General features: G+C 61.9%; 21 protein-coding genes. 14 read left to right on the plus strand and 7 right to left on the minus strand.

The window, feature by feature from the left end; all coding sequences use genetic code 11:
• Positions 1 to 18: 18 nt before the first annotated feature.
• Genes dapE through LOKVESSMR4R_RS01425 form a run of 3 tightly spaced genes read right to left on the minus strand, consistent with a single transcriptional unit; the run spans position 19 to position 2,196 of the window.
• Positions 19 to 1,161 carry a succinyl-diaminopimelate desuccinylase gene (gene dapE, locus LOKVESSMR4R_RS01415; protein ID WP_087205978.1) on the minus strand — a complete coding sequence of 381 codons (1,143 nt, stop codon included), beginning with the start codon at positions 1,159 to 1,161 and terminating at the stop codon, positions 19 to 21.
• Positions 1,154 to 1,447, minus strand: coding sequence for a DUF1244 domain-containing protein (locus tag LOKVESSMR4R_RS01420; RefSeq protein WP_087212352.1), 294 nt, complete (start codon positions 1,445 to 1,447; stop codon positions 1,154 to 1,156). Before LOKVESSMR4R_RS01420 ends, dapE begins: the two co-directional genes overlap by 8 nt.
• 11 nt (positions 1,448 to 1,458) lie before the next feature.
• Positions 1,459 to 2,196 carry an N-formylglutamate amidohydrolase gene (locus LOKVESSMR4R_RS01425; RefSeq protein ID WP_087205979.1) on the minus strand — a complete coding sequence of 246 codons (738 nt, stop codon included), beginning with the start codon at positions 2,194 to 2,196 and terminating at the stop codon, positions 1,459 to 1,461.
• A 104-nt stretch (positions 2,197 to 2,300) separates the two neighbouring features.
• On the opposite strand from LOKVESSMR4R_RS01425, the gene pyk reads away from it, so the two are divergent.
• The 5 genes from pyk to LOKVESSMR4R_RS01450 all read left to right on the plus strand — a co-directional run bounded on the left by pyk (position 2,301) and on the right by LOKVESSMR4R_RS01450 (position 6,181).
• Positions 2,301 to 3,746 (plus strand): pyruvate kinase, encoded by a 1,446-nt coding sequence (gene pyk / locus LOKVESSMR4R_RS01430; RefSeq protein ID WP_087205980.1) that lies wholly within the window; start codon positions 2,301 to 2,303, stop codon positions 3,744 to 3,746.
• Positions 3,747 to 3,916: 170 nt separating this feature from the next.
• Positions 3,917 to 4,117: a 50S ribosomal protein L35 gene (gene rpmI, locus LOKVESSMR4R_RS01435; RefSeq protein WP_055686928.1), complete on the plus strand. Its 201-nt coding sequence runs from the start codon at positions 3,917 to 3,919 to the stop codon at positions 4,115 to 4,117.
• A 17-nt stretch (positions 4,118 to 4,134) separates the two neighbouring features.
• Positions 4,135 to 4,497 carry a 50S ribosomal protein L20 gene (rplT, locus tag LOKVESSMR4R_RS01440; protein ID WP_087205981.1) on the plus strand — a complete coding sequence of 121 codons (363 nt, stop codon included), beginning with the start codon at positions 4,135 to 4,137 and terminating at the stop codon, positions 4,495 to 4,497.
• Between the two features lie 125 nt (positions 4,498 to 4,622).
• Positions 4,623 to 5,696, plus strand: coding sequence for a phenylalanine--tRNA ligase subunit alpha (gene pheS / locus LOKVESSMR4R_RS01445; RefSeq protein WP_087205982.1), 1,074 nt, complete (start codon positions 4,623 to 4,625; stop codon positions 5,694 to 5,696).
• 62 nt (positions 5,697 to 5,758) lie between these two features.
• The gene (locus tag LOKVESSMR4R_RS01450; RefSeq protein ID WP_087205983.1) at positions 5,759 to 6,181 is read left to right on the plus strand and encodes a hypothetical protein; all 423 of its coding nucleotides are present in this window, start codon (positions 5,759 to 5,761) and stop codon (positions 6,179 to 6,181) included.
• A 57-nt stretch (positions 6,182 to 6,238) separates the two neighbouring features.
• Here LOKVESSMR4R_RS01450 and LOKVESSMR4R_RS01455 read toward each other — a convergent pair whose 3' ends face one another.
• On the minus strand, positions 6,239 to 7,891 hold the full coding sequence (locus LOKVESSMR4R_RS01455; RefSeq protein ID WP_087205984.1) for a thiamine pyrophosphate-binding protein: 1,653 nt from the start codon (positions 7,889 to 7,891) through the stop codon (positions 6,239 to 6,241).
• 102 nt (positions 7,892 to 7,993) lie between these two features.
• Here LOKVESSMR4R_RS01455 and LOKVESSMR4R_RS01460 point away from each other — a divergent pair, with 102 nt between their 5' ends.
• Both LOKVESSMR4R_RS01460 and LOKVESSMR4R_RS01465 read left to right on the plus strand, forming a co-directional pair.
• Complete coding sequence (locus LOKVESSMR4R_RS01460) at positions 7,994 to 8,524, plus strand: NADPH-dependent FMN reductase (RefSeq protein ID WP_087205985.1); 531 nt, start codon at positions 7,994 to 7,996, stop codon at positions 8,522 to 8,524.
• A 74-nt stretch (positions 8,525 to 8,598) separates the two neighbouring features.
• Positions 8,599 to 8,982, plus strand: coding sequence for a hypothetical protein (locus tag LOKVESSMR4R_RS01465; protein WP_087205986.1), 384 nt, complete (start codon positions 8,599 to 8,601; stop codon positions 8,980 to 8,982).
• 16 nt (positions 8,983 to 8,998) lie between these two features.
• Here the strand turns inward: LOKVESSMR4R_RS01465 and LOKVESSMR4R_RS01470 are convergent, their stop codons facing one another.
• A complete protein-coding gene (locus LOKVESSMR4R_RS01470) occupies positions 8,999 to 10,573 on the minus strand; it encodes a gamma-glutamyltransferase family protein (protein ID WP_087205987.1) in 1,575 nt (524 codons plus the stop codon).
• Positions 10,574 to 10,700: 127 nt separating this feature from the next.
• Between LOKVESSMR4R_RS01470 and LOKVESSMR4R_RS01475 the strand changes: the two genes are divergently transcribed.
• The 7 genes from LOKVESSMR4R_RS01475 (at position 10,701) to LOKVESSMR4R_RS01505 (ending at position 19,370) form a co-directional block, all read left to right on the plus strand.
• A complete protein-coding gene (locus LOKVESSMR4R_RS01475; protein WP_087205988.1) occupies positions 10,701 to 11,861 on the plus strand; it encodes a thiolase family protein in 1,161 nt (386 codons plus the stop codon).
• Between the two features lie 87 nt (positions 11,862 to 11,948).
• The gene (locus tag LOKVESSMR4R_RS01480; RefSeq protein ID WP_087205989.1) at positions 11,949 to 12,401 is read left to right on the plus strand and encodes a GAF domain-containing protein; all 453 of its coding nucleotides are present in this window, start codon (positions 11,949 to 11,951) and stop codon (positions 12,399 to 12,401) included.
• Positions 12,402 to 12,533: 132 nt separating this feature from the next.
• Complete coding sequence (locus tag LOKVESSMR4R_RS01485) at positions 12,534 to 13,106, plus strand: helix-turn-helix domain-containing protein (protein ID WP_087205990.1); 573 nt, start codon at positions 12,534 to 12,536, stop codon at positions 13,104 to 13,106.
• Positions 13,107 to 13,119: 13 nt separating this feature from the next.
• Positions 13,120 to 15,564, plus strand: coding sequence for a GcvT family protein (locus tag LOKVESSMR4R_RS01490; RefSeq protein ID WP_087205991.1), 2,445 nt, complete (start codon positions 13,120 to 13,122; stop codon positions 15,562 to 15,564).
• Between the two features lie 28 nt (positions 15,565 to 15,592).
• A complete protein-coding gene (locus LOKVESSMR4R_RS01495; RefSeq protein ID WP_087212357.1) occupies positions 15,593 to 16,465 on the plus strand; it encodes a homocysteine S-methyltransferase family protein in 873 nt (290 codons plus the stop codon).
• Positions 16,465 to 18,903, plus strand: coding sequence for a GcvT family protein (locus tag LOKVESSMR4R_RS01500; protein ID WP_087205992.1), 2,439 nt, complete (start codon positions 16,465 to 16,467; stop codon positions 18,901 to 18,903). The genes LOKVESSMR4R_RS01495 and LOKVESSMR4R_RS01500 overlap by 1 nt, the downstream gene beginning before the upstream one ends.
• Positions 18,900 to 19,370 (plus strand): GNAT family N-acetyltransferase, encoded by a 471-nt coding sequence (locus LOKVESSMR4R_RS01505; protein ID WP_237331876.1) that lies wholly within the window; start codon positions 18,900 to 18,902, stop codon positions 19,368 to 19,370. Before LOKVESSMR4R_RS01500 ends, LOKVESSMR4R_RS01505 begins: the two co-directional genes overlap by 4 nt.
• A gap of 3 nt (positions 19,371 to 19,373) precedes the next feature.
• Here the strand turns inward: LOKVESSMR4R_RS01505 and LOKVESSMR4R_RS01510 are convergent, their stop codons facing one another.
• Both LOKVESSMR4R_RS01510 and LOKVESSMR4R_RS01515 read right to left on the minus strand, forming a co-directional pair.
• Complete coding sequence (locus LOKVESSMR4R_RS01510) at positions 19,374 to 21,023, minus strand: DUF4139 domain-containing protein (RefSeq protein WP_087205993.1); 1,650 nt, start codon at positions 21,021 to 21,023, stop codon at positions 19,374 to 19,376.
• Positions 21,024 to 21,164: 141 nt separating this feature from the next.
• Positions 21,165 to 22,187: an aspartate-semialdehyde dehydrogenase gene (locus tag LOKVESSMR4R_RS01515; protein WP_087205994.1), complete on the minus strand. Its 1,023-nt coding sequence runs from the start codon at positions 22,185 to 22,187 to the stop codon at positions 21,165 to 21,167.
• Positions 22,188 to 22,260 lie beyond the last annotated feature (73 nt).

A 22,260-nucleotide genomic window follows, 5' to 3' on the forward strand; every position in this document is an offset into this window, starting at 1 on the left:
GAGAGATATTATTCTCCCTCAGGTTGCAAAGTAATCACGCAGGATGCGGCTGTAGATCGCCTTGAGCTGCAGGATCTGGTCCACCGCCACCCGTTCATCGACCTGATGCATCGTCTGACCCACCAGCCCGAATTCCACGACAGGGCAATGATGCTGGACAAACCGCGCATCCGACGTCCCGCCCGAGGTCGACAGCACCGGATCGCGGCCGGTTTCGGCCTTGACCGCGCGGCCCACCAGATCGGACAGCGCGCCGGGCGGTGTGATAAAGCTTTCGCCCGAGACTTTGACCTGCATCGCGATCCGCACGCCGAAATCGGCGGCGACCTGATCGGCGATGCCCTGCATCCAGTCCGTCAGGCTGGCCCCGCTATGCAAGTCGTTGAACCGGATATTCACCCCCGCCCACGTCTGCGCGGGGATCACATTGGTCGCTGCATTGCCGGTGTCGATTGTCACCACCGCAAGGGTCGAGGGATCAAAATGCGCGGTGCCTTGGTCCAGCGGGTGGCTGGCCAGAATATCTACCAGCCGCGCGATCGCCGGCAGCGGATTTTTCGCGCGATGCGGATAGGCAGAATGGCCCTGCACACCGGTCACGGTAAAGGTGGCGTTCAGCGACCCGCGCCGCCCGATCTTCATCGCCTCGCCCATGACATCGGGGCAGGTCGGCTCGCCCACCAGACAGACCGACATGGTTTCGTTATTGGCGGCCATCCAGTCCAGCAGGGCGGTGGTGCCATCGCGCGCGTCGCCTTCCTCGTCCCCGGTGATCGCCAGAATGATTGCGCCATCGGGGGGCGTGTCGGCCACGAAATCCAGTGCTGCGGCGGCAAAGGCCGCGACGCCCGATTTCATATCGGTGGACCCGCGCCCGTAAAGATAGCCGTCCTTGATGACCGCGCCGAAAGGCGGCACCGTCCATGCGGCCGCGTCCCCCAAAGGCACGACATCGGTATGGCCGTTGAAGCCAAAGGTCCGGTTCGCGCCCTGCCGCCCCCAACGCGCGAAAAGGTTGGACACATCGCCCCGATCAACGCGGGTGCAGGTAAAGCCGCCCTCGGTCAGCAGCTTTTCGAGCAAGACCAGCGCGCCGCCTTCGACGGGCGTGACGGATGGGCAGCGGACCAGATCGGCGGTCAGGGCGACGGGATCAATCATGGGATTTCTTGAACGCTTGTTGCGCGGCGGGGCTGGCCTCTGTCTGGTACTGGGCGCGCCAGTCGTCATAGGGCATGCCATAGAAAATTTCGCGGCCTTCATCCTTGGTCATGGCAATGCCGCGCGCGTTCGCGGCTTCTTGATACCAGCGCGACAGGCAGTTCCGGCAGAAACCGGCAAGGTTCATCATGTCGATATTCTGCACGTCCACGCGGTCGTTTTGCAGATGCTGGCGCAGGCGGCGAAAGGCGGCGGCCTCCAGTTCGATCCGTGTCTGGTCGTCCATATTTATCTCCTTCATAGCTGGCTGTCTTTGAGGACATCTTGCAGGATCGGCGCGAGCCTGTCGGCCCAAGCCATCTGGCCCGCCTCATCCGCGATCAGGTCTTGGCGCAATTCGATCAAGACATTGGGGCGGCCATGTTGCAAGGCGTGCCGGTCAATCGCATCGCCGGGCAAATGACCTGCATAGGGTTCGTTTTCGCCGGTGCACCAGCCCTGCGCGCGGCAGGCGGTGATAAAGGGCTTTGCCAATCTTTCGTCATGCGCGAAGAGAACGCCAACCTCCCACGGACGCGGTGCGCGCGACCGCAGGCGCGGGGTAAAGCTGTGGATCGCGCAGATCACCGGGGCCTGCATCTTTGCGGCCAGATCGGCATAGGCGTCATGATAAGGCCGGTAGAGCCGGTCCAGCCGTTCGGACAAATCCTGCGGCCCCGCATGGCGGTTGGCCGGAATGATCGTGCCATCGTAAAGGCGCATCAGCAGGGTCGGGTCATCCTCGCCCCGGTTGGGGTCGATCACCAGCCGCGAAAACCGCGACAGGATCGCGGGGCTGTCCAGCAAGGCCGCCAGATGCCGCGTCACCCCCGCCGCCCCGATGTCATAGGCGATGTGGCGGCCCATATCGGCGGCGGGCAGGCCCAGATCACCGCCATTGACCCAATCGGGCACATGATTGGTCGCGTGATCGCAGCTAAGCAGCCAGCGACCGGCGCGACCGGCGCCCTCGATCTGATAGGCGGGGTGTGTCATTCTCATGTCACTGCATTTAGGCTAGTTGTCGCCGGAAGGGAATTGCGCAATAAGGGCACAAAGACTGCCGTTACCGCTAACGGGCATTACCAAAGGGATTGAGTATGAAACGCCACCGCAATGTCAAGATCGTCGCCACGCTTGGCCCAGCTTCCAACGATTACGCGATGATCCGAGCCTTGCACGAGGCCGGCGCCGATGTGTTCCGCCTGAACATGTCGCATGGCGATCACGCAGAAATCCGCGCGCGGCATGCGATCATCCGGCAGGTGGAAAAAGACCTCGACAGCCCGATTGCCATTCTGGCGGATTTGCAGGGGCCGAAACTGCGCGTCGGCGTCTTTGCCAAGGGCGAGGAAGAATTGGTCCCCGGTGCCGCGTTCCGGCTTGATCTGGACAAGGCCGAAGGTGATGCGACCCGCGTCTGCCTGCCGCATAAGGAAATCTTTGACGCGCTGGAACCGGGCGCGCATCTGCTGGTCAATGACGGCAAGATCAAGCTGCGGGTAAAAGATTGTGGCGCGACCTTCGCCGATTGCGAGGTTATCGTCGGCGGCACTATTTCAAACCGCAAGGGCGTGAACGTGCCGGATGTGGTGCTGCCGCTGGCGGCATTGTCGGACAAGGACCGCAAGGATCTGGAATTCGTCTGCGAATTGGGTGTCGACTGGCTGGCGCTGTCCTTCGTGCAGCGCCCCGCCGATGTGGACGAGGCGCGCGCGCTGGCCAAAGGCCGTGCCGCGATCCTGTCCAAGATCGAAAAGCCCGCAGCGGTCAAGAATTTCGACGACATCCTTGCCGTCAGTGACGGGATCATGGTCGCGCGTGGCGATCTGGGGGTGGAACTGCCGGTCCAGAACGTGCCGCCGATCCAGAAACAGCTGGTGCGCAAATGCCGTGCTGCGGCCAAGCCCGTGATCGTGGCCACACAGATGCTCGAATCCATGATCGAAAGCCCGATGCCGACCCGCGCCGAAGTCTCTGACGTGGCCACCGCAATCTATGAAGGCGCCGATGCGATCATGCTTTCGGCGGAATCGGCGGCGGGGTCTTATCCGATCGAGGCGGTGACCACGATGGATAACGTGGCGACCGAAGTCGAAGCCGACCCCACCTATACCGAGATCATCGAAGCCTCGCGCCGGGCCGTGCGCACCAGCGTCGCCGATGGCATCGTCTCAGCCGCCCGCGAAATCGCCGAAGCGACCAACGTCAAGGCGATCTGCTGCTTTTCGCAATCGGGGACCACGGCGCTGCTTGTGGCGCGGGAACGTCCGCGCGTCAGGATCATCGCGCTGACCAGCAATATCGGCACCGCGCGGCGGCTGTGCCTGTCATGGGGGACCAATTGCGTGGTCACCGGCGAGGTCAACCGCTTTAAGGATGCGGTCATTGCCGCCGTGCGCGCGGCGCTTGCGCAGGGCATGGCGACCAAGACCGATATGATCGTGGTCACCGCCGGTGTGCCTTTCAACACGCCCGGATCGACCAATATCGTGCGCGTCGCACCTTGCGAGGAACGTCTGATCTATGCGTCCGAAACCGAATAAGACGTGGCCCCGGTGACCGGCAGGGTGATCGTTTCGGTCATCCGCTGTGATCTGGGCTGAACTGGCTTGCACCTTGGGCGGTTGCGTCATATAGGACAGCCTTCACCCGCGCGTCCGGCCAGTATGGCATGCCGAGTCGCGCGTAAGACCGACCTTAAGAGGAGACGGAAATGCCGAAGATGAAAACGAAATCGAGCTGCAAAAAGCGGTTCAAGGTGACGGCCACGGGCCGCATTCTGGCCGGTCAGGCCGGAAAGCGCCACGGCATGATCAAGCGCACCAACAAATTCCTCCGCAACGCGCGTGGCACCACGACGTTGAGCAAACAAGACGAAGGTATCATCAAGCCGATGATGCCTTACGCACGTTAATTAGAGGGATTTGAGATATGCGCGTTAAAGGCGGAACCGTCACCCATCGTCGTCACAAGAAAGTTCTTGATGCGGCAAAAGGTTATTATGATCGCCGGTCCAAGACCTTCAAGGTCGCCAAGCAGGCCGTCGACAAAGCCAACCAATATGCCACCCGCGACCGGCACAACCGCAAGCGCAATTTCCGCGCTTTGTGGATCCAGCGGATCAACGCCGGTGTGCGTTCGGTCGATGCGACCCTGAACTATTCCAAGTTCATCAACGGTCTGGCGCTGGCCGGTATCGAAGTCGACCGCAAGGTTCTGGCCGATCTGGCCGTGAACGAACCCGAAGCGTTTGCGACAATCGTTGGTCAGGCAAAGGCAGCGATGCCTGCATAAGGTTCGCTGCTGTGTGATACGAAAGGCCGCCCTGTGATGGGGCGGCCTTTTGCGTTTGCGCCCCACACCTTGCGCGAACCCCGCCCTTTCGCTAACCCCTGCACAACCAGATCAAGAGGCGCGACATGGACGACCTGAAAGCCAAATACCTTTCCCTGATTGCCGCCGCCGGTGACGAGGCCCAGATCGAGGACCTGCGCGTCAGTGCCTTGGGCAAAAAGGGCGAGATCAGCCTGCAGATGCGCGAACTGGGCAAGATGACCCCCGAGGAACGCCAGAAAGCCGGCCCCGCGCTGAATGCGCTCAAAGACGAGATCAACAGCGCCTTGGCTGCGAAAAAAGCTGCCCTTGGCGATGCCGCCCTTGATGCGCGGCTGCGCGGCGAATGGCTCGACGTGACCCTGCCATCGCGCCCCCGCCGTCAGGGGACGATCCATCCGATCAGCCAGGTCACCGAAGAAGTCACCGCGATTTTTGCCGATATGGGGTTCAGCGTGGCCGAAGGGCCGCAGATCGAATCGGATTGGTATAATTTCGACGCGCTGAACATCCCCGGCCACCACCCCGCGCGGGCGGAAATGGACACGTTCTACACCCACCGCAGCGAGGGCGATAACCGCCCGCCGCATGTGTTGCGCACCCATACCAGCCCCGTGCAGATCCGCAGCATGGAGGCGTCAGGCGCCCCCACCCGCATCATCTGCCCCGGCCGTGTCTACCGCGCCGATTACGACCAGACCCACACGCCCATGTTCCATCAGGTCGAAGGGCTGGCCATCGACAAGGACATCTCCATGGCCAACCTGAAATGGGTGCTGGAGGAATTCGTGAAATCCTATTTCGAGGTGGACCACGTCGATATCCGCTTCCGCGCGTCGCATTTCCCCTTCACCGAACCCTCAGCCGAGGTGGACATCCGCTGTTCATGGGAAGGCGGCACGCTGAAAGTGGGCGAAGGCGATGACTGGCTCGAAATCCTTGGCTCCGGCATGGTGCATCCCAAGGTGCTGCAAGCGGCAGGCGTGGACCCGACCCAATGGCAGGGCTTTGCCTTCGGCATGGGCATCGACCGGATCGCGATGCTGAAATACGGCATCCCCGATCTGCGGGCGTTCTTTGATAGCGACCTGCGCTGGCTGCGGCATTATGGCTTTGCGGCGCTGGATGTGCCGACACTGCATGGTGGGTTGAGTAGGTGAAACGGCTAGTTGCAATGACCGTTGCTGTGCCTAATATACCTTTGTAGCGAAAGGTTGCGTCAATGTTTGGATGGCTGAGAAAGAGAGAAAGGCGTGAGCATATCAAGCTTCTGAAACAGAATGTGCTGGCTGCTCAGTACCTCTCGGAGTTTCAGTCGCAGCGACTGGCCATGGATCCGTCGGCAGACACCGACTTTTTGTCTACTTTAAAACTCGCCGCATTTTCTTCGGATCAGTATCTGTTCGATTTGGAGAGCTATAGGTTGATGGATCCAGATCGTTTCAACGAACAGTACGGAGCAAACAAAAATTTTCGGCGGCTCTACGACCAAATACTCTATGGCAGGAAAGCGTTTGCCCGCCAGTTTGGAAAAGCCGCAGAGAAACTTGAGCCATTTGACCAAAAATTTCAGCCTAATGAGGGATGGGACATTTTTCTTGAGAGATTTCCCACGTCAATGGAGGAAAGGTTTAAGGGTCAGTAGCAAGTTAATCGTCGTCTGCTAACACTTCTCGGCACATTGTAGCAGAAGTCCGAAACTCTACTTTTCCTGCGCCGCCGCCCTGACCGCGCTCAGCGTGGCGCCTGTGCTCAACGCCTCTTCATCCACCTTGCAGGCGATGATCGCAAAGGTGCCTGCGGCCTGCGCGCGCGCGAAAGCGGCGGCGAAATCGGCAGAGGTCGTGACCGTCTCGCCATAGCCGCCATAGGCACGGGCGAGGGTGGCGAAATCGGGGTTGGCCAGCATCGTGCCGGACACGCGGCCGGGATAATGCTTTTCCTGATGCATCCGGATCGTACCGTAACGGCCGTTATCCATCACCACGATGATCGGTGTCGCGCCGTGCTGCGCGGCGGTGGACAGCTCGTTGCAGGTCATCTGGAAACAGCCGTCGCCCGCAAGGCAGACCACCGTCCGGTCGGGATATTCCAGCGACGCCGAAATCGCCGCCGGAAAGCCGTAACCCATCGACCCAGACGTTGGTGCCAGCTGTGTGCCGTGTTTCTTGTAGACGAAATAGCGGTGCAGCCATGCCGCGTAATTGCCCGCGCCGTTAGTGACAATCGCATCATCGGGCAGATGATCCGACAGCCAAGTGATGACCTGTTCCTGTTTCAACGCGCCGGGGCTTTCCTGCGGGCTGATCCAGGTGTCGTAATCGGCGCGCGCGGCGGCGGTCCAGTCGGACCAGCCACCCACAGGGCTGGCCGCGACCAGCGCGCGCAGGGCGGCGGGGGCGGTTGCCACCACGCCGATATCGGGGGCATAGACGCGCCCGATCTCATCCGCATCGGCATGGATATGGATGATGGTTTTCTGCGGGGCGGCGGGATCGACGAGCGTGTAGCCCTGCGTCTCGATATCGCCGAAACGCGTGCCGATCAGCAGCAGCAAATCCGCCTCGCGCAGACGCGCGGCAAGGCGCGGATTGATCCCGACGTTCAGATCACCGGCATAGCAGCCATGCCGGTTGTCGATGTAATCCTGCCGGCGGAAACCCACCGCGACAGGCAGCTGCTGCTGTTCGGCAAAGGCTTGCAGATCGGCCTGCGCCTGCGCGTCCCAATGCGGCCCACCCACCACGACCAGCGGGCGTTTGGCCTGTCCTAGCGCTTGCAGGATGGCCTCTGTTGCCGCGCTGGGCATCTGGGCCTCATGCACCTCGCCCAGCCGGATATCGGGCACATCGGCCATATCGCTCAGCATGTTTTCCGGCAGGGCCAGCACGACAGGGCCGGGCCTGCCAGACATGGCCACACGAAAGGCGCGGCCAATATATTCGGGCAGCCGGTCGGTGTCGTCGATCTGGGCGACCCATTTGGCGATGGGGCCGAACATGGCCTTGTAATCAACCTCTTGAAAGGTCTCGCGGTCGGTGTGGCGGTTGTCGATCTGACCCACGAACAGCACCATCGGCGTGCTGTCCTGCATCGCGATATGGATGCCCGCACTGGCATTTGTCGCCCCCGGTCCGCGGGTGACGAAACACACGCCGGGCTGGCCTGTCATCTTGCCATAGCTTTCCGCCATCATCGCGGCCCCGCCTTCCTGACGGCAGACGATATTGGTGATGCCGCTGTCATAAAGCCCGTCGAGGGCGGCGAGAAAGCTTTCGCCCGGCACCGAAAACACGCGCCGCACCCCCAGTTTCACCAATTGATCGCTGAGTATCTTGCCGCCGTGCCGTTCCATGATCTGCTCCTTGCCGTTTTGGCCGGATCATCTGTGAAAGCCGCGCCTTGCGCAATCGCACAATCGGGTTAGGTCTAGGCGCGAACAAGGAAAGATGAACAGATGACGACATTACTTGGCATTTCGGGATCGCTGCGCAAGGCGTCGACCAACACCATGCTGATGCGCAATGCTGCAGATATTTTTGGGGCTGACAGCTTTGTCGAAGGCAACATCCGCTTCCCGCTTTATGATGGTGATCTGGAACAGGCCGAGGGTATCCCCGCCGCTGTCCAGACACTTGCCGACCAGATCGCTGCCGCCGATGCAGTGATCATCGCGACACCCGAATATAACAAGGCCATTTCGGGCGCGCTGAAAAACGCGCTCGACTGGGTCAGTCGGACCAAGGGCGGCGTCTGGAAAAACAAGCCGCTGGCGATCATGTCCGCGACAGGCGGGCGGGCAGGCGGCGAGAGGTCGCAGTTTTCGCTGCGCTTGGCGATGATGCCGTTTCGCCCGCATATCCTGCAGGGGCCAGAGGTGCTGGTCGCCAATTCCGCGCAGGAATTCGACGAGAATGGCAAGCTGACCGGCGAGATCTATATCAAGCTTTTGACGGAATTGATGGGTGATCTGCGCGCATTGACCTGATCCGCACGACAGCACTGGCAATTATGCCATGCGCCACCTACATCGGCCAGAACCACAGTAAAAGGTGATTGGTGATGGGTGCAGGTGGCAGCGATGGCGGAACGGGGCAATTTCTGATCGGTCTGATCATGATGATTGGCGGCGGTTATCTGCTGCTGAACGGGATCGTCATACGGCCCAGTCTGGGCGGGCGAATCTTCGGTCTGGGTGGTATGCCGGTCACATCGGGCATGATCCTGATCCCGCTGATGTTCGGAATCGGGCTGATCTTTTACAATGCCAAAAGCCGGATCGGCTGGATCATCGCGGGCGCATCGCTGATCGCGCTGATTTTCGGCGTGATCGCCAATACATCCGTGCAATTCGCAAGGCTGAGCGTGTTTGACCTGTTGGTCATTATGGTGCTGCTGGTGGGCGGTCTGGGCCTGTTCCTGCGCAGCTTGCGCAAATCGGGCTGACCGTGCCTGCCATCAATCAATAACCCAGCGCGCACCCATCCTTGCGCGGGTCACTGCCGCCTTCCAGCACGCCATCCGCATGGATCATGATCGCCTGTGATCCGCCGATCGCTGTGTCCGGCTTCTGCAGCTGATGGCCCATCGCGGCCAGTTCCGCCTTGACCGGATCGCTATAGCCGTTCTCGACATTCAGCACAGCGCCTTCGGCAAAGCTGCGCGGCGCGTCAATCGCGGCCTGCGGCGACAGGCCGAAATCGGTGACATTGGACACGAACCGCGCATGGCCGGTCGCCTGATATTGCCCGCCCATCACGCCAAAAGGCATGATGACCTTGCCGTCTTTTTTCAGCATGGCCGGGATGATCGTATGCATCGGGCGCTTGCCGCCGCCGACCTCGTTCGGATGCCCCTGTTGCAGGGTAAAGCCCGCGCCCCGGTTGTGAAACAGAATGCCGAACTTGTCCGAGGCAATGCCCGACCCAAAGGCATGGAACACCGAATAGATCAGCGACACGGCCATCCGGTCCTTGTCGACGACGGTGATATAGATCGTGTCTTTATGCACGGCCTCTGCGCCCGGCAAACCTGCGGGCATGGCGCGTTTGGGGTCGATTAGCGCTGCCAGCTTTGCCGCCGTTTCGGGCCCGGTCATGTGATCCAGCCGCGTCATGTAATCCGGATCAGCCATAAAGCGGTTGCGCGTGTCATAGGCAAGCTTGGTCGCCTCGGCCTCGATATGTGCGCGCTGGGCGCCCCAAGGGTCCATCGCGGCGATATCGAACTGCTTGAGGATGTTCAGCAGCAGGATCGCGGTCGCCCCTTGGCCATTGGGTGGATGCTCGCACAGCTCTAGCCCGCCATAGCCGCCGCTGATCGGATCGGTGTAATCGCTTGCGGTGGCGGCGAAATCTTCCAGCTGATGGGTGCCGCCTTGGGCGCGCAGGGCGGCGACCATATCCTCGGCCACCTCGCCTTCATAGAAACCGGCGCGGCCTTCCATGGCGATACGGCGCAGGGCCTCGGCCTGGCGGGGGGCGGCAAAGACCTGACCGGGGCGCGGCGGCTTGCCGTCCAGCAAAAACAGATCGCGCGCTGTGCCCGACAGGTTGCCATCGGCCCTGGCCCAGTCGGATGCGACACGTTCCGCCACCGGCACGCCGGTTTGCGCATAATGGATCGCGGGGGCGAGCACGGCTTTCAGCCCCAGCTTGCCCCAATCTTTGGACAAACGACAAAAGGCATCCACCGCCCCCGGCACGCTGACAGCATCGGCACTATAGGGCGCGATGACCGGACCCTTGGCGCGCAAGGCATCCGCATCAATACCCGCAGGCGCACGGCCCGATCCGTTCAGCGCCAGCACGCGGTCTTCACCCGGAGGGGTGAAAAGCACAAAGCAATCGCCGCCGATACCTGTCATCTGCGGCTCGCAGATACCCAGCAGCACCGCCCCCGCGATGGCCGCATCCATGGCATTGCCGCCTGATTCCAGCATCTGCACCGCGACCTTGGCCGCCAAGGGATGCGACGTCGCACACATGCCATTGGTGGCGTAAACGGCCGACCGGCCCGGTTTGTGAAAATCGCGCATCTGCTGTCTCTCCCTGCGATATGCTGGCGAGCCTACGACAATCGCGGCGGTCTGCAACGGCAAACTGGGGGCTTTTCCTTTGGGCGGCGGGGGCCTAGTTTCGGGGCAATCAAGGAAAGGTTCACCGATGCAGGATGTCGTGATCACCGGGGCCGCGCGGACGGCAATGGGCGGCTTTCAAGGCGTTTTCGCGGCTGTCGACGCGCCGACATTGGGCGGTGCCGCGATTCGGGCCGCGCTGGAAAATGCGGGCCTGGCCGCGGTGGACGAGGTGCTGATGGGCTGCGTCCTGCCCGCGGGTCTGGGCCAGGCCCCGGCGCGACAGGCCGCCTTTCTGGGTGGATTGGGCGAAGAGGTGCCCGCCACCACGCTCAACAAGATGTGCGGATCGGGTATGAAGGCTGCGATGATGGCCTATGACCAGATCGCGGCAGGCGGTGCCGATGTGATGATCGCAGGCGGCATGGAAAGCATGACCAACGCCCCCTATCTGATGCCGAAACTGCGCAGCGGTGCGCGGATCGGGCACGCCCAAGTGATCGACAGCATGTTCCTCGACGGGCTCGAAGACGCCTATGACAAGGGCCGCCTGATGGGCACCTTCGCCGAGGATTGCGCCACGACCTATCAATTCACCCGCGCGGCACAGGATGAATATGCGCTGCAATCGCTGGCGCAGGCGCTGGCCGCCCAGGACAGCGGGGCCTTTGATCATGAAATCACCCCCGTCACGCTGAAATCCCGCGCGGGCGAGATCAGGGTCACCGCTGACGAACAACCCGCCAAGGCGCGGCCCGAAAAGATCCCCACGCTCAAACCCGCCTTCCGCGAGGGTGGCACGGTGACAGCGGCCAATGCATCGAGCATTTCCGACGGTGCCGCCGCCCTCGTGCTGGCGCGCGGCGATACGGCCACCAACATCCGCGCGCGGATCATGGGCCATGCCAGCCATGCGCAGGCCCCCGGTCTTTTCACCACGGCTCCCGTGCCAGCGGCGCAAAAACTGCTGGCGCGGCTTGGCTGGACCACCGATGATGTCGATCTGTGGGAAGTGAACGAGGCTTTTGCCGTGGTCCCCATGGCCTTCATGCGCGAAATGAATATCCCCCGCGACCGCGTCAACGTGCATGGCGGCGCCTGTGCGCTGGGCCATCCGATTGGGGCCTCGGGTGCGCGGATCATCGTGACCTTGCTCAACGCGCTGGAAACCCGCGGCTTGCGGCGCGGGATCGCTGCGATCTGTATCGGCGGTGGCGAAGGCACGGCGATTGCCATCGAACGCCCGTAACATCTTTCGAGATTAAATATCCTCCGGGGGACATGCCGCAGGCATGGGGGGTGGAAAACCCCCTGCATCATCAGATCAGGACACAGAATGCGCGTTGATTACCCAAGCTTGCAGAAAACCATCGCCGCCCTCACCGCAGGCGAGACCGATAGCGTGGCGCTGATGGCCACTGTCGCCTGCGAGGTCCATCACAGCGATGAGCGGTTCAACTGGACGGGGTTCTACCGGGTTGTCGCCCCTGAATTGCTCAAGATCGGTCCTTATCAAGGCGGGCATGGCTGCCTGGTGATCCCCTTTGCGCGTGGCGTCTGCGGCGCTGCGGCGCGCACGGGGGCGGTGCAATTGGTGCCGGATGTCGATGCCTTTCCGGGCCATATCGCCTGCGCCAGCAGCACGCGGTCGGAAATCGTGCTGCCGGTTTTTGATGGCAGCGGTGCCCTGATCGGGGTGTTTGATATCGACAGCGACCAGCCCGATGCCTTTTGTCAGGCGGATGCCGATGCGCTGACTGACATCCTGCACAGCGTCTTTGCGCGCTAAGGCATTTGCCGCGGCCAAGGCCGCGTCAAGCCTCCGGCGGGGATATTTGGGCTCGGAAGATGTCGGGGATGGGCGCTTTTTTGGCGCAAAAGGCGTTTGCAGAATGGTGGGAACCCCCTAGCGTGAAAATTGATGGAAGATTTTCACGCCCCCGCGTCGTTTGACCTGCAAGGAGCCGATCTGCGGGCCCTGCGCCGGGCGCGCGGCCTGACGCTGGCGGCGCTGGCGCAGCGCGTTGACCGCTCTGTGGGGTGGCTCAGCCAGGTTGAACGTGATCGGTCCAATGCCAGCCCCGATGATCTGGCTGCGCTGGCCGATGTGCTGGATGTCTCGACATCCAGCCTGCTGGCCGTTTCTGGCAGCACCGAAGAGGCGGGCAAAATTGTCCGCCCGCATACCCGCCGCCCGATCGGTAACCGCACCGCGGGTTTGACCGAGGCCTTGCTTTCGCCCGATCTGACCGATGATTTCGAGGTGATCCATTCCCGCTTTGCCCCCGGCGCGCGGCTGGATCATGCCGTCAGCCGTCCAACGCAAGAGATCGGTTATGTCGTTGCCGGTCGCTTTGATCTGTGGATCGACGGCACGCTGTTCCAGCTGTCGCCGGGCGACAGTTTCCGGCTGCGCGGCGATCTGTTCCGCTGGGCCAATCCCTATCCCGAAACCTGCGAGATCATCTGGGTGATCTCTCCGCCCGTTTATTAGAAAGGTGCCGCCCATGTCCGATTTTCCCACTTCGGCCCGTGTGGTCATCATCGGCGGCGGGGTCGTGGGGGTGTCCACGCTCTATCATCTGGCCAAGAAGGGCTGGACTGATTGTGTCTTGCTGGAAAAGAACGAATTGACCGCAGGGTCCACCTGGCATGCGGCGGGCAATTGTCCGTCCTTCAGCACGTCCTGGGCGGTGATGAATATGCAGCGCTATTCGCTGTCGCTGTATAAAAATCTGGCGGCAGAGGTCGATTATCCGATGAATTACCATGTCACCGGATCGATCCGGCTGGCGCATTCCAAGCAGCGGATGCAGGAATTCGCCCGCGCCCGCGCGATGGGCAATTACCAGGGGCTGAACCTTGCGCTGATGACACCCGAGGAGGCGCAGGCGGCCTATCCGTTCCTTGAAACCCATGATCTGGCGGGGGCGCTTTATGATCCCGATGATGGCGATATCGATCCCGCGCAGCTGACCCAGGCGCTGGCCAAGGGTGCGCGGCAGATGGGCGCGCGGATCGAACGGTTCTGCCCTGCGACAGGTGTGACGCAGACGCCGGATGGCTGGATCGTCCACACCGACAAGGGCGATATCGCCTGCGAAAAGGTGGTCAATGCCGCGGGGTATTATGCCCAGCGTGTCGGCGAATGGTTCAAGCCATATGGCGGGCGCACCGTGCCGATGGTGACCATGTCGCATCAATATTTCCTGACCGATGAAATCCCTGAACTGGCCGCATGGACCGCTGCCAATGGCCGCAAAGTGCCTTTGCTGCGTGATGTGGACAGCAGCTATTACCTGCGCCAGGACAAGAACGGGCTGAACCTTGGCCCTTACGAGCGGAACTGCCGCGCGCATTGGGTCACGCCTGACGACCCGCAGCCTGATGATTTCAGTTTCCAGCTTTACCCCGACGATCTGGACCGTCTGGAATGGTATATCGAGGATGCGATGGCGCGCGTCCCGATCCTTGGCACCGCTGGCGTGGGCCGCGTGATCAACGGCCCGATCCCCTATGCGCCCGATGGTCTGCCTTTGCTGGGTCCGATGCCCGGCGTCAAGAATGCCTATGAGGCTTGCGTCTTTACCTTTGGCATCACCCAGGGCGGGGGCGCGGGCAAGGTGGCGGCGGAATGGATCGTGGATGGCCAGCCCGAATGGGACATGTGGTCTTGCGATCCGCGCCGCTATACCGATTACACTGATCAGGATTATTGCCATGCCAAGGCCGTTGAAACCTATGGCCATGAATATGCGATGCATTTTCCCTATCATGCCTGGCCTGCGGGGCGCGACAAGCGCCTGTCGCCTTTGCATGCCAAGATCAAGGCTCTTGGCGGTGTGATGGGGGCTTATAACGGCTGGGAACGGGCCAATTGGTTTGCGGGGCCGGGCGATGACCTGTCCGAGGACGCCACCCAGACATGGGGCCGTGCTGGCCCTTGGCAGCCGCGCATCGCCGCCGAATGTGCCGCCGTGCGCGACCATGCCGGTGTGATCGCCATATCCGGTTTCACGCGTCTGGCTGTGACAGGTCCGGGCGCGCGGGCGCATGTGGACCGGCTGACAGCCTCGACCCTGCCCAAACCGGGGCGCGTGGGCCTTGCCTATTTCCCCGATGATCGGGGGCGTATCCTGACGGAAATGTCGGTGATCCCGCAGAGCGATGATGAGATCTGGCTGATCACCGCCTCGGTGGCACAATGGCATGACCGCGATGTCTTGCTGCGCGATCTGCCCGATGGTGTCACTGTCCACGACCGCAGCGACAAATACGAATGCCTGCTGGTGACCGGGCCAAAGGCGCGCGCCATGCTTGCACCGCTGACCGATGCCGACCTGACCCTGCCCTGGCTGTCGTTCCAGAAGGCGCAGGTCTGCGGCAAGCCCTGCCACCTGCTGCGCGTGTCCTTTGCGGGCGAGCTGGGCTGGGAGGTTCATTGCGCCAATGAAGATGCCGCCGCGATCTATGAGGCGATCCTTGGAAATGGCGCTGTCCCCTTTGGCATGTTCGCCTTGAACGCGCTGCGGATCGAAAAAGGCTATCGGGCGTGGAAAGGCGATTTGTCGACCGATTATTCCCTGCTTGAAGGCGGGCTGGACCGCTTTGTCAATTTCGACAAGCCCGATTTCGTGGGCAAAGCCGCCTTGCTGGCGGAAAAACAGCGCGGCGTGGCCAAACGCTTTGTCACGCTGGTGCTGGATGATGCGGGCGCATATGACGCGCCATATATGGCGACGATTTCGCATGATGGTGCCGTCGTGGGTGAAACCACGTCAGGCGCCTTTGGCTACCGCGTGGGCAAATCTATCGCGCTGGGGATGCTGCGCGCCGATCTGGCGGTGGCAGGCACCAAGGTTGCGATTGATATCTACGGCACGCAGGTCAGCGCCACGGTGCAAGCTGATGCGCCGTTGTGGGACCCTGCCAATGCAAGGATCAGGGCGTGATATTGAAAGTTTGGAACAGGTAGAAAAAATGACGAAAATCACGCTTCTTGACGGTGGGATGGGGCAGGAACTGATCCGCCGATCAGGCGAAGCGCCAACGCCCCTCTGGTCCACGCAGGTCATGATCGACCATCCGGGGCTGGTGGCGCAGGTGCATGAAGATTACCGCGCAGCGGGGGCAACAGTGCATACCACCAACAGCTATGCCGTGCACCGCGACCGGCTGGCAGGTACCGGATACGAGGATCACTTCGAAGCCCTGATCGCCGCCGCCTTGGAAGAGGCGCAGGGTAGCGGGCGCATCGCAGGATCGATCGGGCCTTTGATCGCAAGCTACCGCCCCGACATTCACCCCGCGCATGATGTCGCTGTACCGCTTTATGCCGAGGTGGCGACCTTGCTTGCGCCCGGTGTCCAACTGCTGCTTTGCGAAACCGTGGCCTCTGTCGCCCATGCCCGTGCGGTGCTGGCCGCAACCCTGCCTTTGGGCAAACCCGTCTGGCTGTCGGTGACCATTGATGACGAGGACGGCAGCCGCCTGCGTTCGGGCGAGCCTGTGGCTGACGTGCTGGAGGCAGCGCAGGGCGCAAGCGCGCTGCTGGCGAATTGTTCCGCGCCAGAGGCGATGGCCGCCGCGATGGCCGCCTTTGCCAAAGGCGATCTGCCCTTCGGGGCCTATGCCAACGGGTTCACCCAGATCACCAAGGATTTCCTGAAAAACAAACCCACCGTGGATGCGCTATCGGCGCGCCGTGATCTGGGGCCAGAGGCCTATGCCCATTTCGCGCTGGGCTGGATCGACCAAGGGGCCACCATCGTCGGCGGCTGCTGCGAGGTCGGCCCTGCCCATATCGCGCGACTGGCGCAGGCGATTGTTGATGCCGGACATGAGGTGATTTGATGCTGCCCAAACATGCGCGCGTGGTGATTATCGGCGGTGGGGTGATCGGTTGTTCGGTCGCCTATCATCTGACCAAACTGGGCTGGCAGGATGTGGTCCTGCTGGAACGCAAACAGCTGACATCGGGCACCACATGGCATGCTGCTGGGCTGATCGGGCAGTTGCGGGCGACCGCCAATATGACGCGTCTGGCGAATTATTCTCAAGAGCTTTATGGCGGGCTAGAGGCGGAAACCGGCATTGCCACGGGGTTCCGGCGCGTCGGCTCGATCACCGTCGCCCTGACCGACGAGCGGCGCGAAGAGCTTTTCCGCTCTGCCGGTATGGCGCGCGCCTTCGGGGTCGAGATCGAGGAGATTTCACCAGCCGAGGTCAAGAACCGCTATCACCATCTGAATATCGACGGGGTGACGGCGGGGGTGTTTCTGCCCAAGGACGGGCAGGGTGATCCGGCCAATATCACGCGGGCCCTGGCCAAGGGCGCACGGATGCGCGGCGCGGTGGTCGCCGAACAGACCAAGGTCACGGCGATCAACCGCAGCGGCCGCCGGGTCACCTCGGTCGATTGGCAATCGGGCGAGGATAAAGGCCAGATCAGCTGTGACATGGTCGTCAATTGCGCGGGTATGTGGGGCCATCAGGTCGGCCGCATGGCGGGCGTCAATGTCCCGCTGCATGCCTGCGAACATTTCTATATCGTCTCTGAACCGATCTCTGGGCTGACCCAGATGCCCGTGCTGCGCGTGCCCGATGAATGCGCCTATTACAAGGAAGACGCGGGCAAGATCATGCTGGGCGCCTTCGAGCCGAACGCCAAACCCTGGGGCATGGCAGGCATTTCCGAGGATTTCGAATTCGACCAGCTGCCCGAGGATTTCGACCATTTCGAGCCGATCCTTGAAATGGCCGTGAACCGGATGCCGATGCTGGCCGATGCGGGGATACATACATTCTTTAACGGGCCGGAAAGTTTCACCCCCGATGACGCCTATCATCTGGGCCTTGCGCCAGAGATGGACAATGTCTGGGTCGCCGCCGGTTTCAATTCCATCGGGATTCAATCGGCCGGTGGCGCGGGCATGGCACTATCGCAATGGATGGACGGGGGCGAAAAACCCTTTGATCTGGGCGATGTCGATATTTCGCGGATGCAGCCGTTTCAGGGCAACAAGACCTATCTGTTTGAACGTTCCAAGGAAACGCTGGGTCTGCTTTACGCGGATCATTTCCCCTACCGCCAGAAAGCCACCGCGCGCGGCATCAGGCGCACGCCGTTCCACCGGCATTTGCTGGATCAGGGCGCGGTCATGGGCGAATTGGCGGGGTGGGAAAGGGCAAATTGGTTCGCCACGCCGGGGCAAGCCCCGGCCTACGCCTATTCCTGGCAGCGGCAGAATTTCTTTGCCAATGTGGGTGCGGAACTGGCCGCTGTGCGCGGCAATCTTGGCATGTATGACATGTCGTCTTTTGGCAAGATCAGGGTCGAAGGGCGGGATGCCTGTGCCTTTCTCAACCATATCTGCGGCGCGCAGATGGATGTGGCTGTGGGCCGGATCGTCTATACCCAGTTTCTGAATGCCAAGGCGGGGATCGAGGCCGATGTCACCGTCACCCGCCTGTCGGAAACCGCCTATCTGGTGGTCACCCCTGCGGCGACGCGGCAGGCCGACCAGATATGGATGCAGCGCCATCTGGGCGATTTTAATGCGGTCATCACCGATGTGACAGCGGGCGAGGGCGTGCTGGCCGTGATGGGCCCCAACAGCCGTGCGCTGCTGCAAAAGGTCTCGCCCAATGATTTTTCCAACGACCACAACCCCTTTGGCACCGCGCAAGAGATCGAGATCGGCATGGCGCTGGCCCGCGTCCACCGCGTGTCCTATGTCGGCGAGCTTGGCTGGGAAATCTATGTCAGCGCCGATATGTGCGGGCATGTCTTCGAGGTGCTGCACGCCGCCGGGCAAGATATGGGGCTAAAGCTGTGCGGGATGCATATGATGGATGCCGCGCGGATGGAAAAAGGTTTTCGCCATTTCGGCCATGACATCACCTGCGAGGATCATGTGCTGGAGGCGGGCCTTGGCTTTGCCGTCAAGACCGACAAGCCCGCCTTTATCGGCCGCGACGCCGTGCTGCGCAAACGCGATGCGGGGCTGGCACGGCGGTTGGTGCAGTTCAAACTGACCGATCCTGCGCCGCTGCTTTATCACAATGAACCTGTGCTGCGCGACGGGCAGGTGGTCGGGCATCTGAGCTCTGGCGGCTATGGCCACCACCTCGGCGCGGCGGTTGGCATGGGCTATCTGCCCTGCGCGGGCGAAAGCGTCGATGACCTGCTGGCCAGCCGCTATGAGATTGACGTGATGGGTGTTAAGGTGATTGCTCAGGCGCAGATGAGACCGTTTTACGATCCATCTGGCGCGCGGGTGAGAATGTGAGCGACAGGCCAAAGCCAGCCATCCGCAAGGCCGTTTTGGCCGATGTCCCCGCAATCGTCGCTTTGCTGGCCGATGACGACCTGGGCCAGCACCGCGAAATGGTGACTGATCCTGTCGATCCTGCCTATCTTGCGGCTTTTGCCCGGATCAGTGCCGATCCCAATCAGGTGTTGGCCGTGATGGTAGGCGCGGACGGAGTGATCCTCGGGACATTGCAGATAAGCTTTCTGCATTATCTGACCCATCGCGGTGCAACCCGTGCTCAGATCGAAGGTGTCCGCATCGCCAGCGGCGCGCGGGGGATGGGCGCGGGCGAGGAGCTGATGCGCTGGGCCATCGCGCAAGCACGCGACAACGGGTGCCGCGTGGTGCAACTGACGACCGACAAAAGCAGGCCTGCAGCGCATGCGTTTTACAGCAAGCTCGGGTTTGCACCGTCGCATCTTGGGTTCAAGTTGGCGTTGTAGAAGTTACCGCAGCACGAACCCGCCGGGCCAGCGCAGGGTGGTTTCCATCACGACCTCTTGTTCGCTGCCCGCAGGCACGCGCAGGTCCCATTCCACGATGCCGCGCTGCCCTTCGGGGTCGCGGCGGGTGACGGCGGGGGTGGCGGTCAGGCTGACTTGCAGATCGTCTTGTTCGGAATAGGGCACAGCATCGCGCAGCAGCACGTCCCAATCCTGCCCGGTCAGGTTTTCCACCGTCAGGATCGTGCGTTCGACCAGCTGGTTGGACGCGGAAAAGACGCCCCTGTCGCCTTGGGACCGCTCTGGCGTGATCCGTGTCAGGTGCAGGCCATCCAGCGGGCCAAAGCCCAGCTCCAGATCGGCCCCCGCCGCCAGAAGGGGCAACTGGCTGAACCCGATCATCGTGCCATCGGCATGCAGCATCACGCGCCCCGGCAGCAGCATTTCGTCGGTCAAGTTGGTGAATTCCGCCATACGGTAGGCATTGGCATCGGTCATCGGCGTCGCCTCGGCCCAGATATCGGCGTCAAAACGCAGCTGATCCAGCGGCAGGCGCAGATCCTCGACCCCGTTGCGGATATCGACGCGGTCTGGATAGACATAGGTCACCGCCGCGCCGCTGAAATCGGCCTGCGCGGTGATGGGTTCTGCCTGCATCATCGGGGCGGGCATCATGGCGCTGTTACGCTGCAAGGTCATCGCATCGGCGGCCATGCCCTCGGCGCGTTCGCGTTCCAGCGCCTCTTCGGAAATGATCCGGCGCAGTTCGGCCCAAGCCCCGCCGGGGGCGATCTGCTCGCCGGGGCGGGCGGTGGACAGGATCAGCTGCACATCCAGCCAATCCTGCCCCGTCGCCTGACTGATGACGACCGCGCGGTCGATGTCCAGCTGCGGATCATCGCCCGTGGTCAGGCGCAGGTCATAGACCGGTGACCAATTGGCGAAACCTTCGGTCGTGGCGATTTCCAACGTGACCTCGCCTGCCTCGGCGGCGTCGAGCGTGAAGGTCAGGACCGAGCCCTGATCCTCGGGGGCCAGCAAGGCGGCCAAGGCGCGGCGGGCCTCTTCCAACGCCTCGGCATCATCTTTGCGCGCGCGGATCGCGGCTTGCGCCTCTTGTTCGGCGGCAAAAGCGGCCATCCGCAGGGCCAGCGCCTCTGATCCGACCATCTGTGCCAGGGCCTGCACATCGGCGATGCTGGTCAGGGCCTCGCCCGCGCTGGCCTGCCCAAGGCTTTGCAAAAAGGCGATCTGATCCTCGGCGGCCTGCGCGCGCAGCCGGATCGCGGCAATCGCGACATCGGTTTGGCGCAGCACCTCTTCCAAGCGATCAACCTCGGCGCGGGCGGCGATGATGGCGGGGCTGGACTGGTCGGGCGTCACCGGCAGACGGTCAAAGGCAAGGTTCACCGCCCCCAGCCTGACCTGCCCCGGCGCGGCAATGCGCAGACCATCGGCGGACAGGTTCTGCGGCAGACCGGGGATGATGATATCATGCTGGCCCGCAGGCAGATCAAGCGTCACCAACCGCGTGACGCTGGCCAGACCGGGATAGATCGTGACGGTATCGACACGGGCAGCGCCGGTCATCGTTTCGGCAAAGGCGGGTGCGGTCACGGCGATCAGGCTGGTCGTGATAAGAAGGCGGATCATAGCAAATCTCCAGGATGTTTGCTTGAACCCTACAAGGCGGCGCGGCCCCTCGCATGCCCCGAAATCAACCATCGGCAGATTTCGCCGCATTAAAAAAGAGGCGCTGGATCAGCGCCTCTTTCGGTTGGATCTATCCGGCGATCAGCCTTTTTTCAGACATTCGCGGCCCAGCACTTCGGCGATCTGCACCGCGTTCAGCGCAGCCCCCTTGCGCAGGTTGTCGGACACGCACCACAGGTTCAGCCCGTTGTCGATCGTGCTATCCTGCCGGATGCGGCTGATGAAAGTCGCGTAATCGCCGACACATTCGATCGGCGTGACGTAGCCGCCGTCTTCGCGCTTGTCGATCACCATGATACCGGGGCTTTCGCGCAGGATGTCGCGGGCCTCGTGTTCATCAAGGAAATCCTCGAATTCGATATTGATCGATTCCGAATGGCCCACGAAAACCGGCACGCGCACGCAGGTCGCGGTGACCTTGATCGCGGGATCAAGGATCTTCTTGGTCTCTGCGACCATTTTCCATTCTTCCTTGGTCGAGCCATCGTCAAGGAACACGTCGATATGCGGGATCACGTTGAAGGCGATCTGCTTGGTGAATTTGGTGGGCGGCTTGCTGTCAGTGGGGTTGTAGATGCTTTTGGTCTGGTCCCACAGCTCGTCAATGCCGTCCTTGCCGGCACCGGATACCGATTGATAGGTGCTGACAACGACCCGCTTGATCCGCGCGCGGTCATGCAGCGGCTTCAATGCCACAACCATCTGGGCGGTCGAACAATTGGGGTTGGCGATGATGTTTTTCTTGGCATAGCCGTGAATCGCCTGCGCGTTCACTTCGGGCACGATCAGTGGCACATCGGCGTCATAACGATAAAGCGAGGAATTATCGATCACCACGCAGCCGGCCTTGGCGGCCTTGGGCGCATAGGTCTTGGTCGCCTCTGATCCCACGGCAAACAGCGCCATGTCCCAGCCGGTGAAATCGAAAGTCTCAAGATCCTTGGTCTTGAGGGTGGTATCGCCAAAGCTGACTTCGGTGCCCAGCGACCGGCGGCTGGCAAGTGCGACGATTTCATCCACCGGAAAAGTCCGTTCGTGGAGGATGTTCAGCATTTCGCGGCCCACGTTGCCCGTGGCGCCGACAATGGCGATTCGATAGCCCATTTGGCTGGCTCCTTGTTTGCAAGTGCTGCCTCTTACCGCGTGTTTTCCCTAAGGAAAAGGGCCGTTGCCAAGT

Origin of the sequence: Yoonia vestfoldensis, from assembly GCF_002158905.1 — a bacterium.
GTDB classification, from domain to species: Bacteria; Pseudomonadota; Alphaproteobacteria; order Rhodobacterales; family Rhodobacteraceae; genus Yoonia; species Yoonia vestfoldensis_B.